This is a genomic window from Streptomyces luteolifulvus (assembly GCF_008806595.1).
Lineage (GTDB): Bacteria > Actinomycetota > Actinomycetes > Streptomycetales > Streptomycetaceae > Streptomyces > Streptomyces luteolifulvus.
Map to the genome: position 1 here is coordinate 72,057 of NZ_VZRB01000033.1, position 16,505 is coordinate 88,561.

Here is a 16,505-nt window from a genome sequence, read left to right on the forward strand (position 1 = left end):
GACCGGTCACCGCTCGGTCGTCCCGGCTGCCCAGCGCCGTCGGACGCTGTCCTCGTGCTCGGCCTGCTCCAGGGCCAGGTCGGCCTGGTCGAGTGTCTCCCGCAGTCGTGGGATCCAGTGGCGCCGCAGGGCTCGGACCCGGTGCCGGGTGCTGAGGACCTCTGCGCCCACCAGTTCAGCGGCGGCGTGGGCGGCCGCGTACTCGGCGGCGGCGCGCACCGCACGGGCGTAGACCGCCTCGGCGTGCACCAGGGCCGTGTTGGAAGGAGCGGCGGCGGTGGGCGGACGGGCGGGTACAGATGTGGCGACCGATGCCGGATGACGTACGCCCATGGAGACGGTCCAGTGAATGGTGACCTCGGCGTGGCCGAGGCCCGCGGCGGCCGAGCCGAGGGCCCGTTCCCCGCCCAGGAGCAGGCCCCGCAGCAGCCACACCTCGGCTTCGGCCAGCAGCTCCCGCCAGGCGCGGGCGGCTGCCTCCTCCGCGTGCAGCAGCCGCTGGTGCCGGGAGCGGAGGATGCGGAGTTTCTGCTCCAGGAGGTCGGCTCCGCGCACGGCGACGTCGAGGCTGTGCCGCAGCCGCAGCCGTCCGGCACGACCGGGTGGCGTGCGGCGGCGGGCGCCGGTCATCGGGGCGTACCTTCGCCGAGATCGTCGAGGTCCTGCGCCCCGTGGGCGTCGAGGAGCCGGGCGGGGAGCATGGAGAGCTGGCTGCGGGGCAGGGTCAGCAGGGCCCGCCAGCCGCGTTCCAGCGAGGTGTCGAGGTCGCGTGGTTCGTCGCTGCGCTGGTGGGCGAAGTCCCGCAGAAATGCCTCCTCGTAGTCCAGGTAGCGGCGGTCGGTGGGGCTCAGCGCCGCCTGCCCGACCAGGTCCGCGAGGTCGCGGACCTGCCGCGCGCGGGCCAGGGCGGCCAGGAGCTGGGCCGCGACGTCCAGGTGGTCGTCACGGGTGCGACCTGGTCCTGCTCCCTTGCGCATCAGCCGGGAGAGGGAGGAGAGGGCGTCCACCGGCGGATAGACGCCCCGTGCGTGCGTCTCGGGCGAGAGCACGATCTGGCCCTCGGTGATGTAGCCGGTCAGGTCCGGCACGGGGTGGGTGATGTCGCCCGCGGGCATGGTGAGCACCGGCAGCACGGTGACGGAGCCGGGCCTGCCCCGGATGCGTCCGCAGCGCTCGTACAGCGAGGCCAGGTCGCTGTAGAGATAGCCGGGGTAGGCCCGGCGCGCGGGGATCTCCCCGCGGGCGGCGGAGACCTCCCGCAGGGCCTCGGCGTACGTCGTCATGTCGGTCATCACCACGAGGACGTGCCGTCCCTCGGTGAAGGCGAGGTGCTCGGCGACGGTGAGCGCGATCCGCGGGGTGAGGATCCGTTCGATCACCGGGTCGTCGGCGGTGTTCAGCAGCAGGACCAGTTCTCCGGCCGCGGACCGTTCCTCCAGGGCGTCGCGTACGAAGGAGGCGTCGGCGTGGGTCAGTCCCATGCCCGCGAAGACGACACTGAACGCCTCACCGGCGGCGGTGGCCTGGGCGGCGATCTGGGCGGCCAGTTCCAGATGCGGCAGCCCGGCCACGGAGAACACCGGCAGCTTCTGCCCCCGTACCAGCGTGGTGAGGGCGTCGACGGCCCCTACACCGGTGAGCACCGGCTCGGACGGCGGCTCGCGCCGCACCGGGTTGATGGGGGCGCCGCCCACCTCGGCGTCATGGGCGCCGAAGACCGGCGGGCCGCCGTCGAGGGGCTCACCGCGGCCGTTGCAGACGCGGCCCAGCCAGTCCGTCCCGACCGGGACGCGCAGGGGGCTGCCCGAGAACGCCGCCCGGACGCCCGCCGGATCCATGCCCGCAGTGCCTTCCAGCACCTGTACGACCGCCAGGTCCCGGTCGGCGTCCAGGACCACGCCGTGGCGCCGTTCGCCCGAGGCGAGGGCGATGCGTACGTACTCGTCCCAGCCGATGCCCGAGACGCCCTCGACGATCGCGAGCGGCCCCCGCAGTTCACGAACCGCCGTGTACTCGATTCCGCCGGACACGCTCATGGCCGCAGTTCCCCCAGCCTGGTGAGCATGGCGTCCCGCAGTGCCGCCACCCCGGCGGCGTCGTGCGGGCCGGTGTCCTCGCGGGCCCGCAGCAGCGGGCCGAAGTCGGTCTCCTCGACCGAGGCCGCCGGGACGCCGGAGTCCACGAGCTCGCGGCAGCGGTCGGCGACCGCCAGGACGGCATCGGCCAGTGCGGCCGTCTTCTCCGGGCCGCAGTAGGCGTCCTGTTCCGACAACGCGCTCTGCTGCAGCACGCCCTCGCGGACCAGTCTCCCCGCCAGCACGCTGATGCGCTCCCGCGCGGGCAGGGCGGCGATTCCGATCAGGTCCACGAGATCGGCCAGCCGGTCGGCCTCCGCCAGCACCGCACCCACCCGGTCGCGGCGCCGGGTCCACGCCGGATCGTCGGCTGCCCGGTGTCCGGCGGCCAGCACCGGGACGTCCCGGGAGAAGGACCCGGCCCAGGAGACCGCCGGGTAGTGGCGGGCGTAGGCGAGGTCGCGGTCGAGGGTCCACAGGCAGCGGACGAAGCGTTCGGTGTGCGCGGTCACCGGTTCGGTCATGTCCCCGCCCGGCGGGGACACCGCGCCGATCACCGTCACCGAGCCCCGGTAACCGCCGAGCGTGGTCACGGCGGCGGCCCGCTCGTAGAAAGCCGCGATGGCCGAGGCCAGTCCGGCAGGGTAGCCCTCCTCGGCGGGCAGCGCGCCGGTGCGAGAGGCGAACTCCCGCAACGCCTCGGCCCACCGGGAGGTCGAGTCGGCGATGACGACCACGTCCAGGCCCATGTCCCGGAAGTACTCGGCGACCGTCATCCCCGTGTACACGCTCGCCTCACGGGCCATCATCGGCATGTTGGACGTGTTGGCGATGGTCACGGTGCGGTCGGCGAGGCGTCCGCCCGTACGCGGGTCCTGGAGTTCCGCCAGTTCGGTGATGACGTCGGCCATCTCGTTGCCGCGCTCCCCGCAGCCGACGTAGACGATGACGTCCGCGTCGCACCACTTGGCGATCTGCTGGAGCAACATCGTCTTGCCCGTGCCGAAGCCACCGGGTACCGCCACCGTGCTTCCCCGGGCGACGGGGAAGAGCAGGTCGATCACCCGCTGGCCGGTGTTCAGGGACTCGTGGCTGTCGACGCGCTCGCGCACCGGGCGCGGCTGGCGCACCGGCCACAGGGCGCCGACCCTCACCTCGACACTCCCCACCACGGCCACCACCGCGTCGCTCGGGACGTCCCCGGCAGCGGCGATCTCCTCGACCGTGCCCCCGCAGCCGGGCGGCAGCAGCACCTTCACCCGCACCGGTCCCGCGTCCTGGATCTCCCCGAGCGCCTCCCCCTCGGCCACCTGTTCGCCCTGCGCCACCGAGGGGGAGAAGGACCGGACGCGCTCCTCGGCCGCGTGCCGCCCGGCGTCGGGCAGCAGCCAGTCGCCGGCACCGGACAGGGGGCGCAGCAGACCGTCGAAGATCCCGCCGAGCAGCTCAGGGCCCAGCCGCACCGACAGCGGACGGCCCTGCGGGAGCGCCGTCTGCCCCGGAGCCAGTCCGCCGGTGTACTCGTACGCCTGGACGGTGACCACATCACCGTTGATCGCCACGACCTCGCCGGGCAGCCCGGCGGGGCCGATGGAGACCAGGTCGTACATCGCGGTGCCGCCCACGTACTCCATCTCGACCAGCGGTCCGGTCACGCGCAGGATCCGGGACACCGGCTCCCGCGCAGTCGCCCGGCGAGGCGTCCCGGCGGCTTCCGTCACGGCTCCCACAGGCTCCGCACCCCCCCTCCCATACGGTCCAGCGCGCCGTCGGCGAGTGCGGTCAGCGAGAGATCGACCCGCCTCCCCGGCGCCCGGGCCACGACGCCCCCGTCGGCGTGCTCGGTCACCTCGGCATCGGGCCCCAGGAGAGCCCGGGCCCGATGTTCCAGCCGCTTCCGCAGGGAGGCGTAGCCATCGGTCCGGCGCAGGGCACGGACCCGTTCGGCCGCCTTTCGGCGCAGTTCCTCGTAAGACTCCCGGCGCGCGTCGAGCGTGCGGGACCTGGCTTCCCGACGGGCCCTGACGAGGAGGTCACGGGCGGCGTCCGCGCCGTCGGCCTCGCCCTGGCGCCGGGCCTCGTCGAGGATCGCCCGGGCCTCGGCACGGGCCTGGTCGAGCAGTGCGGCGGCCTCCCGCTCGGTGCGGGCCCGGAGCGACTCCGCATCGGTGTGAGCGGCTCGCAGCAGCTCTGCCCGGACCGGCGAGAGGACGTCCGTGGTCTGTTCGGGGGCCGGGGTCGTCATGGCGGCATCACGGCGGTCAGCGGGCTGCGGCCCCGGGGTGGCGCAGGCTCCGACTCCAGTGCCTCGGCTGCGGAAGGGGTGAGGATCACCAGGTCGACGCCGTCCGGCAGGCTCCGCCAGACCCGGCGTACGGCCTCGGGGCCGTCGGCGACGAGAACCACCGCTCCGGCCAGGGCCAGACCGGCCACCCGCGCCCGTTCTCCGATGGCGGCGACGCGGCCCATCGTCATGCCTTCCCGATGAGGATGACGGCGACGACCAGCCCGTAGATGGCGATGCCCTCGGCCAGGCCGACGATGACCATGGCGCGGCCGAAGAGTTCGGGCCGTTCGCTGAGTGCCGCGAGGGCCGCCGCACCGGTGTAGGCGACCGCGATGCCCGCCCCGATCGTCGCCGCGGCCACGGCGATCGCCGCACCGATCAGGGCGGCGGAGCCGGAGCCGGAGTCCTGTGCTGTCGTGGTCGCGGCCTGCGCGGATCCTCCGCCGAGCGCCAGGGTCAGCACCACGGTGGCGGCCACCATGAGCACGGCGTCGGCGGCGATCATCCACCACAGGCCCGTTCGTCCCGAGCGCCGCAGCACAAGGCGTACGGCGACGAATCCCGCCACGATGACGGGCAGGGCCAGGAACCAGGTGATCACGCTTCCTCCTCCCGCGCCGGGCCGGGCCCGACGGCCTCCATTGCTGCGGGCGGCGTTGCGTCGGCGGTCGGCCCCGTGAGGTGCTGTACGGGGAGGTGCCAGGGCCTGAAGGGGCGGCCCTCGCCCTCGAAGAGCCGGGAGAACAGTTCGTAGAACTCCAGCCGAAGCGCCTGAACACCGGCCACCAGCGCCTCCAGCGCGAAGGCGAGGGCGTTACCGGTGAGGAACACCAGCAAGGCGGCGGCGACACCCACCGGGCCCCGGCCCGCCAGAGCCGTCGTGCCGTCCCAGACGATCGCCCCCAGCGCCGCATGGGTCAGGCCGAAGGCCGCAAGCCGCGCGAACGACACGACGTTCGAGCCGATGCGTACCACCGCGTCGAACAGCTGGATGCCGGTCTGCACGGCACCGCCCGGACCGCCCGACGTGGTGGTGTAGAGCCCGACGCCGGCCAGCACCAGGCCGACGGCCGCGATCGCGGCGCCCACGACCGCGTACGCTGCCTGGCCGAGCCACACATACCCGGCGACGACGGCGAGACCGAGATAGAGCGTCGCTCCGGCGATTCCGCTCGTCGCATACAGGGCCGCCACCGGTCCGCCCTCCCGCCACCGGTTCACGATCCCCGCGGCGTAGGCGACGGCGAGCAGTACGGCGCCGAGTCCGACGGCGGCGGCCAGCAGCCGCATGGGCTCCTCCAGCGGCTCCAGCCACAGCACGGGCAGCACCCCGGTCGGGCCGAAGAACTCGCCGTAGGCCGCTCCGGCCAGGGTGGCGGCCAGCCCGGCTCCGGCGACAAAGGGCCACAGGGGGCGCAGCGCCGCCGCTCGGCGCGGTCGGCCCGCTCGCAGCAGGAGCGCGATGGCGACCAGCAGCAACCCGTGCCCGGCGTCGCCGAACATCAGGCCGAACATCACCACGTACACGATCCCGGCCGGCATGGAGGGGTCGAGGTCGGCATAGGGCACGGTTCCGTACGTGCTGACCAGAGGCGTGAGGGAGCGGCGCACGGGCCTCGCCGCGTATGCCGGGGACGCCGTGTCCGCTCCGGTCAGCAAGGTCGGCGGATCGACTCCGCGCGGGGCCCGCAGCGGCACCAGCGCGCCCCCGGCGCCGGCGATGCGCGCCGCCGTGGCGCCCACCATCGTCTCGGGGCACCAGCCGGCCAGTGCCGCGACCGCGCCGTGCCGGACCGCGCTGCCGAGGCGTTCCTCCAACTGCGCCTCGCCCGCCAGCAGTTCCGTCCGACCCTCGCGCTCCAGGGCGTCGAGGTCGGGAGCGGCCTCGCTGAGGGCGGGGTGCGCCGACTCGGCACGCAGCCGCTGCAGGCGTGTCGCCGCCGGCCCGCGGACGTCCGGCCCGCCGTCGCCGACCAGATCGACCTCGACGCAGCCCGCCTCCGCGATCCGCACCAGGCTCTCCCGCAGCGCGTCCACGGGGGCCACGATGGCCACCCTGCGCATCCGGACCGGGACCGCCGCCTCAGCCACCGAGCACCTCCGCCGGCCAGTCCCCGGAGCCACCGCCCCGGGCAGCCAGTTCCAGGGCGCCGCGGGTCCGCCAGGCGTCGGCCGACAGCAGGGCCACGGCACCCACCACCGGCGGGGGACCGAAGTGGGAGGTGCGCAGCAGCTCCCGGCCGTCCCGCTCGACCGCGTCCCACCACCGCAGCTCCGCCCGCCAGAGATCCGCCGCCTCGTCGACGCCGGCCAGCAGCCACCCGGCGGTGGCCGGCAGCGCCTGCCGGAAATCGGCGTAGGACCCCGCCCTCACCGCTCGCGGGCCGAGCAGACGGGCCGCTCGGTGGGCGGTGACCTCCGGCATCCGGCGACCGACGACGAACACCTCACGGCCGAACAGCAGGGCGAGCCGGGCCGTTGCCCAGCGCGCCGCGTCGGGAACGGCGGTGGCGAGCCGTACGGCGGCGGAGATCCGCATTCCCGTGGCGACCGCCGCCGGGGAATCGCCCCCGGGGTCGCCCCAGACGGAGGCCGTCAGCGCGGTACGCAGCTCCGACGGCGTACGGGTGCGGGCGAGCCGCGTCCAGGTGATCGCCAGCGCCCCCAGGCGGTAGGGCGGGAGGCGTTCTGTGCCCACGCCTCGCTCGTCGGCCGAAGCAGGGCCCGGTTCCTCGGCCGAGAGGGAACGCAGATGGTGTTCCGTGTTGGAGATCTCGAACCCGGCGGCGAGCGCCCGGACGGCGTCGGCGCCGGTGGCCGGTTGCCAGCCGGCGAGGATCCGGAGATGCCACAGCAGGGTCGCCGAGACGGCACGCTGGGCCTCGGCCGGTGTGGCACCCGGAGTGACGTCGCGCCGGTACGGGGTGGCCGCCAAGTAGCGCAAGGCGTCATCGAGTGTGCGGGACGCGGCCACCTCCCTGACGCCCTCGGCGCCCAGACACCTGGTCCGCAGAGCCCGTGCCCGGGTCACGCCGGCCACCCAACCGGCGCCCATCAGGGACCACCCTCCCGGGGCCCCGCCCGGTCCGGGGCCCGGCGGGACTCCGGTGGCGGGGGTGACGCCTGCTCCGCCGCGAGGTCCTCCAGCACCAGCGCGGCCACACGGTCGGCGAGCGCGGGTGTCCGGCTCCTTGCACGGTCACGTACGGCGACCGTTTCGCGTTCTGCCTCGGCGAGCAGGGCCGCCGCCTCGCCCTCGGCCACGCGCAGCAGCCGTTCGGCGGTGCGTGCGCGCACCGTTCGGGCCTCCTCACGCGCCGCGGCCACGATCGCCTCGGCCTGCTGTGCGGCTTCCCGTCGACGTGACGCGGCGGCGGCGTCGGCCCGCTCACGTACCGTCCGGGCTTCCGCCTCCGCCTGTTCGAGCAGGGCAAGGGGCGGTGCGAGCTCCGCACGGAGTTCGGCCGAGCGGTCCGCGGGGACACCACCCGGCGCGGCGCGGCCGGGGGAGGCCGCCGGCCGGAACCGCGTCAGAAAGTCCCGGAAACCCGTCACGAACTCTCCTCGAGGTCGGCCGGACCCTGCTTCCCGTTTCCTCGCCGGGCGGTTCCCAGTCTCCCCGCCGGGTGGCGACTTGTCGCGCTGCTTTGGGCCGTACGTCCTGCCAGGGGGCCGTTCGGCCCGGAGGCCGCACCGGTCGATCGATGCCAGACTGACCCCGTAGGTGAACGGCGTCCCCGGGAGGCAGCCGTGAGCGACCACGAGCACAGCTCCACGGAGAAGGAAGCCCGGCGGGCCATGCCGGGCCGCCCCTGGACACCCCAGGAGGAACCGCGACAGGACGCGCTGCGCCGCTACCTCGCAGCGGTCGCCGCCGCCGCGTCGGCGAGGACCGCCGAGGAGACCGAGCCGGCTCCCGGCACGGCGAAGTCCGAACCGTCGTCCGCCACTTCCGCAACTCCCTCCGCCCCGGAACCGGCCACCCTCCATGTGCGGGACGTCATGCAGGTGCCGGCGGTCTCCGTGCCCGGCGACATGCCGTTCCTGGACGTGGCCCACACGCTGGCCCGCGAGCAGTTGAGCGCGGTACCGGTGGTCGACGCCGCCGACCACGTCATCGGTGTCGTCTCGGAGTCGGACCTGCTGGCCAAGGCCGCCGTCATGGCGGAACCGCACCGGCACGGACCTGTCGGCAGGTTGAGGCAGCACCGCCTGTACGAGAAGGGCCACGGCGACACGGCGGCCACCTTGATGACCTTCCCGCCGGTCACCGTCCACCCGGCGGAGCGAGTGGCGGATGCCGCGTGGACCGCCGCCCGCGCGCGGTTGAAGCGGCTCCCGGTGACCGACTATCGCGGCCGGCTCGTCGGCGTGGTGACGAGGCGCGATCTGCTGCGGGCTCTGATCCGTGACGACGCCGAGATCCGGACCGAGGTCGAGTCCCTGATCGGTCAGCATCTGCTGGATCCGCGCGCCGTCGAGGTCACGGTGGACAACGGCGTGGTGACCATGACGGGGACGCTGGACAATGCGCTGGCCGTCCAACTGCTCGCATCGGTACGGGACATCGACGACGTGGTCGATATCGTCGACCGTATCGAAGCGGTCTGATTCGTAGACGTTCACGGGGCGCATGTCACTGCGTGTGGGCGACGACGAAGTCGGCACTGTCCGACAGCGTGGTGAGCCGGGGCGTGTCGTCGTCCTCGATGCGGACGCCGGACCGTTCGCTGAGGACCTCGACGAAACTCAGGAAGTCCAGCGAGTCCATCTCCAGCACGTCACGGAACGCGTCGTCGGGCCCCAGAGCGGCGACATCGGCGTCGGGGATGACTTGGGAGATCGCTTCCCTGACCATGTCCAGTGCCTCGGTTCGTTTCATCACAGCTGCTCCGGGTTCTTCAGGAGGCGGGCGACCTCCGTGAGGTAGCGGGCGCCGACCGCGCCGTCCGTCGCCCGGTGGTCCGCCGAGAGGGTCGCCGTGACCACGGGCCGCACGCCCAGCAGGCCGTCGACGGCCCACGGCCGCTCCACGACCCGCCCGAAGCCGACCAGGGCCACTTGGGGCGGGTAGATCACGCCGAAGACGGTCTCCACTCCCTGATCGCCGAGATTGGTGACCGTGATCGTGGAGTCGGACACCTCGGAACCGCGCAGCCTGCCCGCCCGGGCCCGGGTGACCAGGTCCTTCAGAGACGCCATCAGCTCCGGGAGAGCCAGGGCGTCGGCATGGTGCAGCGCGGGGGCGACGAGCCCTCCGCCGCGCAGCGACACGGCCACGCCGAGGTGTACGCCCTCGCCTGCCGTGAATCGGTCATCGGCCCAGAAGCCGTTGAGTTCGGGTACCTCACGGGCCGCCAGGGCTGCCGCCTTGAGCAGCAGGGCCGCGGGGAGCAGCCGCTCACCCACCGGGCTGCGCCGGTTGTGCTCGTGCAGCCAGTCCGTCGCGGCGGCCATGTCCACGGTCGTGGAGAGGTAGTAGTGGGGGATGTCGCGGTTGGCGCGGGTCATCAGGCCCGCGATCGCCTGGCGCATGGCTGCTGCCCGGTCTTCGGACGGGCCGGCGGTAGAACCTCGTACGGCGGAAGGACGTCCCGAGGTGGCGCCCACGTGCTCGGGCGCGGCCACCGGGCCGGGGGCTGCCCGGCGTACGTCCGCGGCACGTACGGCCGAGTCCCTGCCCGTCCCCGTCACCGTGGCCAGGTCGACGCCCAGTTCGGAGGCGAGCCGCCGGGCGAGGGGGGTGGCCTTCACGCGAGGCGGCCGAGCAGTGGCTCGGGCGGCCGCCGCCTTCTCCACATCGGTCCGGGTGACGCGTCCCCCGGTTCCGGTGCCGTGCAGGGTTTCCAGGTCGACGCCGCCGTGCTCCGCGAGATGCCGGACCAGCGGGCCGGCCTCCATGTGCCCGTGCCGACCGGCGGCGGACACCGACGGAACGGGTACCGGGGCGGATTCGGACGGTGTGGAGAGGGCTGCGGCCTCGGTCCTCCCCGGTGCGTGGCGGACCGGTCGTCGCTCCTTCGCCTTCTCGGCCTCCGTGGGGCCCCCGGGTTTCCTGACCTTCTCCGGTGTCCGGGGTTTGAGCGGCTTCCCCGCCTTCTCCGGTTCCGCGGCCTTCTCCGCCGTCGACCCGATCAGCGCGAGCGGCGTGCCGACGGGCACGATGGTGCCGGGCTCGACGAGCAGCTTCGTCAGGGTGCCGGTTTCGAAGCACTCCACCTCGATCGTCGACTTGGCGGTTTCTATGACCGCGACCGGATCGCCCTTGTGGACGAGGTCACCGGGCCCCACCAGCCATTCCAGAAGCGTGCCCTCGTCCATGTCGGCGCCGAGGGACGGCATGGTGAACTCGGCCATGATCAGTCCACCGCCCGGTGGGCGGCCGCGACGATGTCGGCGGTCTGCGGCAGGGCGGCCTCCTCCAGCCGCCGCGCGTACGGCATCGGCACCTCCGCGCTGCACACGCGCTCGACGGGTGCGTCCAGTTCGTAGAAGGACCCTTCGGCGATACGGGCGGACACCTCCGCGGCGAGGCTTCCCGTCCGCCACGCCTCGTCGATGACCACCGCACGATGGGTACGGGCCACGGAAGCGGTGATGGCCGCGTCGTCGAGGGGACGGAGCGTGCGCAGGTCGATCACTTCGGCGCTAATGCCCTCGGCGGCCAGCTCGTCCGCCGCGGCGAGGGCCTTGGGCAGCGAACCGCCGTATGTGATCAGGGAGATGTCGGTACCCCGCCTGCGGATCGCGGCGTGGTCCAGGTCCACGGGTGCAGCAGGTGGGAGGAGTTCGCCGGAGACGTTGTAGAGGCTGCCGTGCTCGAAGATCAGCACGGGGTCGGGGTCGGCGAGCGCCGGGGCCAGCATGTGGCGTGCGTCCTCGAGGGTGGCGGGGGCGAGGACGCGGATGCCGGGGATGTGGGCGTACCAGCCCTCCAGGCTGTGCGAGTGCTGGGCGGCGAGTTGCCGTCCGGCGCCCGTGGTCATGCGGATGACCAGCGGCACGGGCAGCTGGCCGCCCGACATGTGCAGCAGGGTGGCCGCGTTGTTGAGGATCTGGTCCAGGGCGAGCAGGCTGAAGTTGACGGTCATGATCTCGACGATGGGCCGCATCCCGGCCAGAGCGGCGCCGATGCCGGCGCCCACGAACCCGGATTCCGACAGAGGGGTGTCGCGGACGCGTTCCGGGCCGAACTCCTCCAGCAGACCGAGGCTTACGCCGAAGCACCCGCCGTAGCGGCCCACGTCCTCGCCCATGAGGAAGACACGGTCGTCGGAGCGCAGGGCCTCGCGCAGGGCCTCGCGTATCGCCTCACGGTAGGTCGTCTTCGCTTCGTGCGTTCCGTCGCCGCCCATGGTCAACTCGCCCCTTCCGCCGGGGAACTGGTGACGTGGTGGAGCAGGTTCTCGACCGGCTCCTCGGGTGCCTGCTCGGCGGCCTCGACGGCGTGGTCGATCTCGGTGGTGATCCGCTGCTCGATCCGGGCGACGTCCTCGTCGTCCAGCTCACCGTTCGCGCGCATGCGGTCCGTGAGCAGGCTGATCGGGTCCCGGTCCTTCCACTGCTCGATCTCCGCCTTGTCGCGATAGCGGTCCGGGTCGTACATCGAGTGGGCGCGGAAGCGGTAGGTGCGCAGCTCGAGGAAGTGCGGTCCGGTGCCGGCCCGGATGCCTTCGACAGCCCGTCGGGCTGCCTGCTCGACGGCTTCGACGTCCATGCCGTCGACGGCCCAGGCGACCATGCCGTAGGAGGCGGCCCGCATCGCCAGATCGGTCTGTGCCTCGTGCCGTTCGAGGGCCGTACCCATGGCGTAGAGGTTGTTCTCACAGACGAGTAGCACCGGCAGCTTCCACAGGGCTGCCAGGTTGGCGGTCTCGTGGAACTCGCCTTCGGCGAAGGCACCGTCGCCGAAGAAGCAGCAGGTGACGTTGGTCCGTTCGCGCATGCGGTCGGCGAGCGCGAGCCCGGCGGCCAGCGGGAGCCCGCCGGCGACGATCGCGTTGCCGCCGTAGAAGCGGCGGCTCGCGTCGAACAGATGCATCGATCCGCCGCGGCCGCCGCTGCACCCGGTCGTCCTGCCGTACATCTCGGCCATGACGGCCTCTGCCGGGATCCCGCGGGCGAGTGCGTGTCCGTGTTCCCGGTAGGTGGAGACGACCGCGTCCTCGGGTGTCAGTGCCTCGCAGACACCGACGGCGACGGCTTCCTCGCCGATGTAGAGGTGGACGAAGCCGCGGATCGTCGCGGCGCTGTACAACTCGACGCACCGCTCCTCGAAGCGCCTGATGCGCAGCATGGCCTCCAGCAGATCCATCCTGTGAACGGTGCCCCGCCCGGCGGCCGGAATCTCCGTCTTTGAGCTTCTCTGGCTCGTCGCGGCCTTGTTCGCAGCGGTCTTGGTGGGTTTCGGGGTCCCCGGGGCCTTCTTGGGCCGGGTGTGGTGAGCCGGGCTCATGAGGATCCCTCCAACGTCGACAAGTCGCCGGTGGGCAGGCCGAGTTCGCGCGCCCTCAGCAGGCGGCGCATGACCTTGCCGCTCCGGGTCTTGGGCAGGTCCTGGTCGAAGGCGATCTCCCGGGGCGCCACAGCCGGGCCGAGCCGACGACGGGCGAAGGCCAGCAGGTCCCGCTGCAGGTCCGGGGTCGCCTCGATGCCGGGGCGCAGCGACACGAACGCCTTGACGATGTTCCCGGCGACAGGATCGGGCCGGCCGATCACTCCGGCCTCCGCGACGGCCGCATGTTCCATCAGCGCGCTCTCCACCTCGAACGGGCCGATCAGATGCCCCGCCGACTTGATGACGTCGTCGGCGCGTCCCACGAACCAGTACCAGCCGTCCGCGTCGCGCCTGACCAGGTCGCCGGTCAGATACCATCCGTCGGCGAACGACGCCTCGTAACGCTCGTTGTCGTGCAGATAGCCGCGGAACATGGAAGGCCAGCCCGGCCGCAGCGCCAACTCGCCCTCCACGTCGGGGCTGTCCACCTCCGTCACCCGGCCGTCGGTGACCATCGCCCGGCCGTCTTCGCCCTGCTTCAGCACGGTCGCTTCGACGCCGGGCAGCGGCCGTCCCATCGATCCGGGCCGGATCTCGCAGGCCGCGAAGTTCGCGATCATGATGCAACCGGTCTCGGTCTGCCACCAGTTGTCGTGGACCGGTAGGCCGAGCACGTCCCGGCCCCACACCACGGCTTCCGGGTTGAGAGGCTCGCCGACCGAGGCGATGAAGCGCAGGGCCGACAGGTCGTACGAACGCGGCAGGTCGTAGGGGCCTTCGCGTGGTGTGGCGCGCATCAGCATCCGCAGGGCGGTGGGTGCGGTGTACCAGACGCTGACCCGCTGCTCGCCGAGGATCCGGTACCAGCGCCGGGCGTCGTAGTCGCCCTCGTCGACCACCACCGTCAGGCCGTGCACGAGCGGGGCGATGATGCCGTACGACATGCCGGTGACCCAACCGGGGTCGGCGGTGCACCAGTACACGTCCTCGGGGTGCAGATCGAGTGCGGACGCGGCGGTCGCGTAGTGGGCGACGACCGCCTCGTGGACGTGGACGGCGCCCTTGGGGGCGCCGGTGGTCCCACTGGTGAAGTGCAGCAGCGCCATGTCCTCGGGCGAGGTCGGCGGGATCGTGAACGTGTCCGGGGCTGCGGACATCAGCCCGTCGAAGGAGAGCGTGCCCACAAGCTCCTCGGTACCGGGCCCGACGATGAGGACGTGTTCGAGACCGGGCAGCGACGCCCGCCGGTCGGCGACCTTGCGCCGGTACAGGGCAGCGGTGGTCACCAGTACACGGGCGTCGCCGAGCCTCAGCCGCTGCTCCACCGGGTCGGGGCCGAACGCCGAGAAGAGCGGGCACAGCACGCTGGTGTTCTTCAGTGTGCCGAGCACCGCCGTGTAGAGCTCGGGACAGCGGCCGAGCAGCGTGAACACGCGGTCCCCGTGGCCGACGCCCAGCGACCGAAGAAGGTTCGCGAAGCGGGCCGTACGGCGGGTGAGCTCGCCGTAGGTGACGGTCGAGACGGCGTCGCCACGGGATACGCACGTCAGCGCCACCTTGTCGCTCAGGCCCGCAGCGGCGTGTCGGTCGACGGCCTCGTGAGCGATGTTCAGCCCGCCGTCGGGGAGCCGGGCCAGCGCGGTGCGCGCCTGTGACCAGGTGAACTCGGCTCGCGCCCGGTCGTAGTCGGCGAGGTTCGGTGTGACGCCCGGTGCGGTGTCCTTGGAGATCGTCTCCCGGTGCATGGGCGCTCCTCCCGACGCCTGCTCCTGTGTCCAGAGTCGCCCGGCCTGGGCCGGGCCGCACTGCGGGAAGACGCCGATCGGCATTCAAGGGGACGTGTGGCGGATCGGTCGTCGTTCACACACGCCCGCCGGTCGGACTGGCCGCAGCAACCTTCCGGCTTGTGGAGCCGAGGGCCGTCCGCTTCTTGCGGACCCGAATTGCGCGGTGCGTGGCATCTCTCCACTTCGCCGCGTCTTGTGGGTTGCCCTCGGCTCACTTCCATGGCACCACAGCCCGTCGGCCGGCAGTAGGGCCGAACGGCCCGGGCTGAGGGGACAGGTCCCGATGGGACCGCGGGAGCCGGGTATCGGCGCTCCCGGCCGGGCACCTCAGTCGCGGTGCATGACGACCTTGAGGGCGCCGGTGCTGGTGCCGTGCGAGAAGACCTCGTAGGCGTCCACCATCTGGCTGAGGCCGAGGGTGTGGCTGACGAGCCGGGAGATGTGCAGGCGTCCGGATGCCACCAGGTCCAGCAGCCAGGGCGTGGAGGAGGTGTCGACCTGGCCGGTACTGATCGTGACGTTCTTGCGCCACAGCGCCTCGAGATGCAGCGTGGCCGGCTTTCCGGGCGTGCCGATGTTGGCGATGTGCCCGCCCGGGCGGACGACCCGTGTGCACAGGACGAAGCTCTCCGGGTCTCCGGCAGCCTCGATGACCACGTCGGCACCGGGTCCGTCGGCGAGATCGGCGATCAGCCGTCCCGGCACCACGCAGGAGTCGGCGCCCAGCCGGGCGGCGGCTTCCAGCCGGGAGGAGGACAGGTCCACCGCGATGATGCGGCGCGGGGAGTAGAGCCGTGCGGTGATGACCGCGGCAAGTCCCACGGGTCCGGCGCCCACCACCACGACGACGTCTCCGGGGCCCACGTGCCCGTTGCGCACTCCGATCTCGTAGGCGGTGGGGAGGAGTTCGGCGAGCAGGACGGCGTCCTCGAGCGCCAGGGCACCGGGCCGCCGGGTGGAGTAGTCGGCGAAGGGGACCCGGACGAACTCGGCCTGTGCTCCGTTGATCAGGTTTCCGAGGATCCAGCCCCCGCCGCCACGGCACTGTCCGAACATGCCGTCCCGGCAGAAGGGGCAGTTGCCGCAGGCCGAGACGGACGACACGATCACTTGATCGCCGCGGGCGATGGAGTGAACCTCGCGACCGACCTCCATCACCTCGCCGACGGCCTCGTGGCCGAGGACCGTTCCAGGCTTCACCTCGGGCAGGTCGCCGTTCAGGATGTGCAGGTCGGTACCGCAGATGGTGGTGGCGTCGACGCGCACGACAGCGTCGGTCGGGTCCTCGATCACCGGATCTGCGACCGTGTCCCAGGAGATCTGTCCGGGGCCGTGGTAGACGAGTGCTCGCATGGTCACCCACTCCCTGGCTGCCTCGGCCACCCCCTCCACCGTCGCTCTCGCAGGACGGTGGGGCAACCCGGGCCCTGAGCGTGCTCACCCTCCGCTGCCGGACCTCAGTCGCCCGGAGCTCACGGCCCGAGGGGAGGAGATGCCGCGGCGCCGATCAGTGACAGCCGTCCGGTCGGCCGGGGCGGGTCGGCGGTCTCGCTCCGGAAGCCGACATGCCCGTACGGGCGGACGGCCACCGGACCCCCAGGCAGGCATGACCGGTGAGCTAAGCGCTCCGCTGGAAGTGCCGCGATGCGTCGTCGGCCGTCTGCGGCGCCATCGTGGCTGGTCGCGCAGTTCCCCGCGCCCCTTCAGGGCGCTGCCGAACCGTGGCGGACTTAGAACTCCTAACAAAGTGGCCCTGGAATGTGGGTGGTTGTGGGGTTGTTGACTGGTACATGAGGAAGGGTCAGCAGCTTCCGTGGATCGTGCAGGATGAGTTGTGGGTGCGGATCGAGCCGTTGCTG

General features: G+C 72.6%; 16 protein-coding genes. 1 reads left to right on the forward strand and 15 read right to left on the reverse strand.

The genetic code is table 11. The features are described from left to right. Positions 1-6: 6 nt before the first annotated feature. From F7R91_RS33265 to F7R91_RS33305, 9 genes are read right to left on the reverse strand one after another with little or no spacing between them, the layout of a single operon-like run. Positions 7-630, reverse strand: a complete 624-nt coding sequence (locus tag F7R91_RS33265; protein ID WP_191971738.1) for a V-type ATP synthase subunit D — start codon at positions 628-630, stop codon at positions 7-9. Continuing rightward, positions 627-2,036 (reverse strand): V-type ATP synthase subunit B, encoded by a 1,410-nt coding sequence (locus F7R91_RS33270; protein WP_150955591.1) that lies wholly within the window; start codon positions 2,034-2,036, stop codon positions 627-629. Before F7R91_RS33270 ends, F7R91_RS33265 begins: the two co-directional genes overlap by 4 nt. Continuing rightward, the gene (locus F7R91_RS33275; RefSeq protein WP_225320918.1) at positions 2,033-3,796 is read right to left on the reverse strand and encodes a V-type ATP synthase subunit A; all 1,764 of its coding nucleotides are present in this window, start codon (positions 3,794-3,796) and stop codon (positions 2,033-2,035) included. The genes F7R91_RS33270 and F7R91_RS33275 overlap by 4 nt, the downstream gene beginning before the upstream one ends. Next, the gene (locus tag F7R91_RS33280) at positions 3,793-4,320 is read right to left on the reverse strand and encodes a V-type ATP synthase subunit E (RefSeq protein WP_150955597.1); all 528 of its coding nucleotides are present in this window, start codon (positions 4,318-4,320) and stop codon (positions 3,793-3,795) included. Before F7R91_RS33280 ends, F7R91_RS33275 begins: the two co-directional genes overlap by 4 nt. Beyond that, a complete protein-coding gene (locus tag F7R91_RS33285; RefSeq protein WP_150955600.1) occupies positions 4,317-4,550 on the reverse strand; it encodes a hypothetical protein in 234 nt (77 codons plus the stop codon). The genes F7R91_RS33280 and F7R91_RS33285 overlap by 4 nt, the downstream gene beginning before the upstream one ends. Beyond that, on the reverse strand, positions 4,547-4,963 hold the full coding sequence (locus tag F7R91_RS33290) for an ATP synthase subunit C (RefSeq protein ID WP_150955603.1): 417 nt from the start codon (positions 4,961-4,963) through the stop codon (positions 4,547-4,549). Before F7R91_RS33290 ends, F7R91_RS33285 begins: the two co-directional genes overlap by 4 nt. Continuing rightward, complete coding sequence (locus F7R91_RS33295; RefSeq protein ID WP_225320919.1) at positions 4,960-6,453, reverse strand: V-type ATPase 116kDa subunit family protein; 1,494 nt, start codon at positions 6,451-6,453, stop codon at positions 4,960-4,962. The genes F7R91_RS33290 and F7R91_RS33295 overlap by 4 nt, the downstream gene beginning before the upstream one ends. Continuing rightward, complete coding sequence (locus F7R91_RS33300; protein WP_150955605.1) at positions 6,446-7,417, reverse strand: V-type ATPase subunit; 972 nt, start codon at positions 7,415-7,417, stop codon at positions 6,446-6,448. Before F7R91_RS33300 ends, F7R91_RS33295 begins: the two co-directional genes overlap by 8 nt. After that, on the reverse strand, positions 7,417-7,917 hold the full coding sequence (locus F7R91_RS33305; protein ID WP_150955608.1) for a hypothetical protein: 501 nt from the start codon (positions 7,915-7,917) through the stop codon (positions 7,417-7,419). The genes F7R91_RS33300 and F7R91_RS33305 overlap by 1 nt, the downstream gene beginning before the upstream one ends. Before the next feature lie 195 nt (positions 7,918-8,112). Between F7R91_RS33305 and F7R91_RS33310 the strand changes: the two genes are divergently transcribed. Beyond that, positions 8,113-8,973 carry a CBS domain-containing protein gene (locus F7R91_RS33310; protein ID WP_150955610.1) on the forward strand — a complete coding sequence of 287 codons (861 nt, stop codon included), beginning with the start codon at positions 8,113-8,115 and terminating at the stop codon, positions 8,971-8,973. Positions 8,974-8,998: 25 nt separating this feature from the next. Here F7R91_RS33310 and F7R91_RS33315 read toward each other — a convergent pair whose 3' ends face one another. From F7R91_RS33315 to F7R91_RS33340, 6 genes are all read right to left on the reverse strand, one after another. Beyond that, positions 8,999-9,244 carry an acyl carrier protein gene (locus F7R91_RS33315; RefSeq protein ID WP_150955613.1) on the reverse strand — a complete coding sequence of 82 codons (246 nt, stop codon included), beginning with the start codon at positions 9,242-9,244 and terminating at the stop codon, positions 8,999-9,001. Beyond that, positions 9,244-10,719 carry a 2-oxo acid dehydrogenase subunit E2 gene (locus F7R91_RS33320; protein WP_150955616.1) on the reverse strand — a complete coding sequence of 492 codons (1,476 nt, stop codon included), beginning with the start codon at positions 10,717-10,719 and terminating at the stop codon, positions 9,244-9,246. The genes F7R91_RS33315 and F7R91_RS33320 overlap by 1 nt, the downstream gene beginning before the upstream one ends. A 2-nt stretch (positions 10,720-10,721) precedes the next feature. Further along, positions 10,722-11,717 carry an alpha-ketoacid dehydrogenase subunit beta gene (locus F7R91_RS33325; protein WP_150955619.1) on the reverse strand — a complete coding sequence of 332 codons (996 nt, stop codon included), beginning with the start codon at positions 11,715-11,717 and terminating at the stop codon, positions 10,722-10,724. A gap of 2 nt (positions 11,718-11,719) precedes the next feature. Next, positions 11,720-12,676 carry a pyruvate dehydrogenase (acetyl-transferring) E1 component subunit alpha gene (gene pdhA / locus F7R91_RS33330; protein WP_225320920.1) on the reverse strand — a complete coding sequence of 319 codons (957 nt, stop codon included), beginning with the start codon at positions 12,674-12,676 and terminating at the stop codon, positions 11,720-11,722. 137 nt (positions 12,677-12,813) lie between these two features. Next, the gene (acsA, locus tag F7R91_RS33335) at positions 12,814-14,604 is read right to left on the reverse strand and encodes an acetate--CoA ligase (RefSeq protein ID WP_150955624.1); all 1,791 of its coding nucleotides are present in this window, start codon (positions 14,602-14,604) and stop codon (positions 12,814-12,816) included. Between the two features lie 369 nt (positions 14,605-14,973). Continuing rightward, entirely contained in the window at positions 14,974-15,999 is a 1,026-nt protein-coding gene (locus F7R91_RS33340; protein ID WP_150955627.1) for an alcohol dehydrogenase catalytic domain-containing protein, read from the reverse strand. Between the last annotated feature and the right edge of the window lie 506 nt (positions 16,000-16,505).